This window comes from Nocardia sp. NPDC051030 (genome assembly GCF_040683015.1).
Classification (GTDB): domain Bacteria; phylum Actinomycetota; class Actinomycetes; order Mycobacteriales; family Mycobacteriaceae; genus Nocardia.
In genome coordinates this window covers 420527-424399 of record NZ_JBFBCD010000007.1, presented here as the reverse complement: position 1 = coordinate 424399, position 3873 = coordinate 420527, and the positions used below count along the sequence as shown (strand labels likewise).

Here is a 3873-nt window from a genome sequence, read left to right as displayed (position 1 = left end):
TAGGGGTTACCAAAATGCTCTATTTCGCATTTCATTGTTGAATGGGAAATCCCTTGCCGTACTTACCCGGAGAGGATGTTTGGGTATGACTCTACTCGTCGGCAACACAATGGAAGCCGCGCGTTTTCGCGGTCTCGGTCCGCATCATATCGATCAAATAGGAACACGGTACGGACTATCCGCCGTCGATCGGGAAACGGTGCGGTTGATATCTCAGGTCCTGCCTTTCCGAGTGAACGATTACGTGCTCGGCGAGCTGATCGATTGGGACCGCATTCCGGACGATCCGATCTATCGGCTGGTATTCCCGCAGAGCGGCATGCTGAGCCTGGAACAGGAGGCAGCGCTGACCCTGGCGCAGGCCGCGGGCAAGGCGGAACTGCAGGCTGCGGTACGGCTGATCCGGGCCGAGCTGAACCCGCACCCGTCGGGTCAGCAGGAATTGAACGTGCCCACGCTGGACGGCGAACCCGTGCCCGGCCTGCAGCACAAATATCGCGAGACCGTGCTGCACTTCCCGGCGCAGGGTCAGACCTGCCACTCGTACTGCACCTACTGCTTCCGCTGGGCACAGTTCGTCGGCGATGCGGATCTGCGTTTCGCGGCCAGTGGCCCGGAAGGCCTGACCCGCTATCTCGGCCGCCATCCCGATGTCAGCGACGTGCTGATCACCGGCGGTGATCCGATGATCATGTCCACCGAGCGGTTGCGCGGGCACATCGAGCCGCTGCTGGCGATCGACTCGGTGCGCACGGTACGGATCGGCACCAAATCGGTGGCGTACTGGCCCTACCGCTTCACCACCGACGCCGACGCCGACGAGGTGCTGCGCCTGTTCGAAAAGGTGGTGGCCTCGGGCCGAACCCTCGCCGTGATGGCACATTTCAGTCATCCGCGGGAATTGGAAACCGACATGGCCCGGACCGCGCTCGCCCGCATCCGCGGCACCGGCGCGGTGATCTACTGCCAGGCGCCGCTGATCCGTACCGTCAATGACGACGCGCGGACCTGGGCCGACCTGTGGCGGCTGGAACTGGCCGCCGGAACGGTGCCCTACTACCAATTCGTGGAGCGCGACACCGGCCCGCACGAGTACTTCAAGGTGCCGCTGGCCCGCGCCCTGGAGATCTTCCAGACGGCCTATCGGACGCTGCCGGGCCTGGCCCGCACCGTGCGTGGCCCGGTCATGTCCGCGACCCCCGGCAAAGTGGCCGTGGATGGTATCGAGGACACCGACACCGGCCGCTACCTGCGGTTGCGTTTCCTGCAGGCCCGCGATCCCGCGCTGGTGGGCCGCCCGTTCCGCGCCTACTACTCGGCGACCGCGTCCTGGCTGGACGAACTCGTCCTCGACCCGCAGACGCCGCCGGATATCGCGGCCGCCATCACCGTTCGGGAACACGCCGATGCCCACGCGTAGCATTTCGCCCAATCTGGCGCTGGACGAGTTGGTGGCGCGGCGCAAGGCCGAAGGCGCGACCATCCTGCACATGGGATTCGGTGAGTCCCGGCTGCCGGTGTTCGCGCCGCTGGTCACCGCGCTGACCGCCGGCGCGGACCGCAATGCCTACGGTCCGGTCGCGGGTGGATTCGCCGTCCGCGACGCGGTCGCAGGATATTTCACTCGCCGCCGATTGCCCACCGAGGCCGCGCACACCGTGCTCGCGCCCGGGAGTAAACCGCTGCTCATGGCCCTGCAGCATGTGCTGCCCGGCGATGTGCTGCTGCCCGCGCCGAGCTGGGTCACCTACGCCCCGCAGGCGAAGCTGGTGGGCAAACAGGTATTCGGGGTGCCGATTCCGGTCGAGTGCGGTGGCGTGCCCGATCCGGCGGCGCTGCGCGAGACCATCGCGAAAGCCCGTGCGGGCGGCCGTGATCCACGCATTCTGATCCTCAACCTGCCCGACAACCCCACCGGCACCTTCGCCACCGCCGGACTGATCGGCGAACTGTGCGAGATCGCCGCGGCCGAGGACCTCATCGTGCTGTCGGATGAGATCTACCGCGACATCCTGCACGTGCCGGGCGCCGACCTGGTCAGCCCGGCCGAGCTGATCCCGGACCGCACGATCGTGCTCACCGGGCTGAGTAAATCTCTCGCATTGGGCGGCTGGCGGATCGGTGCGGCCCGCTTTCCGAACACCGAGTGGGGCGAGCGGGTGCGCGATGACGTGCTGGCCGTCGCGAGCGAAATCTGGTCCACACTGGCGGGCCCGATGCAGGCGGTCGCCGAGTACGTCTACGCCGAGCCACCCGAGGTGGTGGCCCGCCGGAACGCCGATACCCGGCTGCACGCGGCGGTGGCGAAGGCCGTGTACGAGGTCATGGTCGAGGCCGGGGCAGACTGCCGTCCGCCCACGGGAGGTTTCTACGTCTATCCCGATTTCGAGCCGGTGCGGGCCGAATTGGCGGGGCGCGGAATCACCGACTCCGAGTCGCTGCAACGGCTGCTGCTGGAGCGCCACGATATCGCGGTGTTGGGCGCCGGCCATTTCGGCGACGACCCGCGAGCGCTGCGTTTCCGGGCGGCCACGAGCATGCTCTACGGCGACACCGAGGAACAACGCGCCACTGCCCTGTACGCGGACGATCCATTGGCGCTACCGCATATTCGGGAACAGTTGTTGTTCCTGGCCGATGGGCTGGCGAAATTCGTCGGCGGATCAGGGGGTCGATAGGGGTTATGGCCGACCCGTGCGCACGGCGATTCTGAATCTGCAATCCATAAAAACGCGAGAAAAGGTGAATCATGGCAATCGACGGCAAGTGGGAAATCGAGATGCAGAGCCCGATGGGCAAGCAGCTGCTCAATTTCGAGTTCAAGTCCAGCGGTACGGAGTTGGCCGGCGCGCTGACCGGCACCGACGAGGCGAACCCGGACATCCTGGAGGGCAAGATCTCCGGCAACGACGGTACCTGGAAGCTGAAGGTCAGCAAGCCGATGCCGATCAAGCTGAAGTTCACCGTCACCCTCGACGGTGACACCCTCGAGGGCAAGGTCAAGCCGGGCATGTTTCCGGCCATGCCGATCGCCGGCCGCCGCATCTGAGGAGACATCCCATGTGGGATAACAAGTTCGACGCGCTGCTGCGCAAGTATCTTCCGTTCCTGACCGCGGACAACCAACTCCAGGCGACCAGCGAGTTGCGTGATCTCGGCCTGGATTCGCTGAGTACCGTGGACCTGCTCGCCGACCTGGAGGACGCCTACGAGGTCCAATTCCGTGACGACATGCTGGAATTGAGCACATTCGCCACACCGGAAACGATCTGGCGGGCCCTGTCGTCGGTAGGTGCTCGGTAAGCGGCTCCCGCGGAGGCGGGCCCCGTCGCCATCAGGTGGGGGCCCGCCACTCCAGGGCGATCAGCACCACGGGCTCGTTCGACACATTGCACAGCCGGAACGACGACGGCAACATTCCGCTGCGAATCATCTGGCCGCTCATCAAAGTCGTTCGATGGTAAAGCCATTCGTGTTCGTCGACCACTTCCACCGGTCCGCCGGATACGACCAGCGCGATCGACGGACCGGTTTCGGTGTGCAATTCGCCGCACTGGTCGGGCTCGATCCGCTCCAGCCAGCAGAGGATTCCGTCTTCCTCGGCCAAGGTGATGCGACCCGATTCGAGTGGGCGGCTGTCGTCCGCCGGAATTTCGTTCGACATTACCTTTTCCATGAGCTGACCAATCCTGGTAGATCCGGAAGTTCGGATCGACGATCAAATCGAATCTGTTCTGCCGATGTCACCATGCCCGTGGTTGGCGCCGCAATATCACTTCGCTCTAAGTGGTAGGCCGAATGCGTCGAAAGGATCAGTGGCCCGGTCCGTGCGGCGCATGTACGATACCCGGCGGGGGTTCGGATCGCGCACCG

Annotated in this window: 5 protein-coding genes; 4 read left to right on the top strand and 1 reads right to left on the bottom strand. The window is 65.0% G+C overall.

The features are described 5' to 3' along the window. Positions 1-232 precede the first annotated feature (232 nt). From AB0N05_RS25460 to AB0N05_RS25445, 4 genes are all read left to right on the top strand, one after another. Positions 233-1420 (top strand): lysine 2,3-aminomutase, encoded by a 1188-nt coding sequence (locus tag AB0N05_RS25460; RefSeq protein WP_364698344.1) that lies wholly within the window; start codon positions 233-235, stop codon positions 1418-1420. Beyond that, positions 1407-2678 carry an aminotransferase class I/II-fold pyridoxal phosphate-dependent enzyme gene (locus AB0N05_RS25455; RefSeq protein ID WP_364698343.1) on the top strand — a complete coding sequence of 424 codons (1272 nt, stop codon included), beginning with the start codon at positions 1407-1409 and terminating at the stop codon, positions 2676-2678. The genes AB0N05_RS25460 and AB0N05_RS25455 overlap by 14 nt, the downstream gene beginning before the upstream one ends. A 71-nt stretch (positions 2679-2749) precedes the next feature. Further along, positions 2750-3049: a hypothetical protein gene (locus tag AB0N05_RS25450; protein ID WP_364698342.1), complete on the top strand. Its 300-nt coding sequence runs from the start codon at positions 2750-2752 to the stop codon at positions 3047-3049. Positions 3050-3060: 11 nt separating this feature from the next. Further along, positions 3061-3303 carry a phosphopantetheine-binding protein gene (locus AB0N05_RS25445; RefSeq protein ID WP_364698341.1) on the top strand — a complete coding sequence of 81 codons (243 nt, stop codon included), beginning with the start codon at positions 3061-3063 and terminating at the stop codon, positions 3301-3303. Positions 3304-3334: 31 nt separating this feature from the next. On the opposite strand, the gene AB0N05_RS25440 is transcribed toward AB0N05_RS25445, so the two are convergent. Continuing rightward, a complete protein-coding gene (locus AB0N05_RS25440; protein WP_364698340.1) occupies positions 3335-3664 on the bottom strand; it encodes a hypothetical protein in 330 nt (109 codons plus the stop codon). Positions 3665-3873 lie beyond the last annotated feature (209 nt).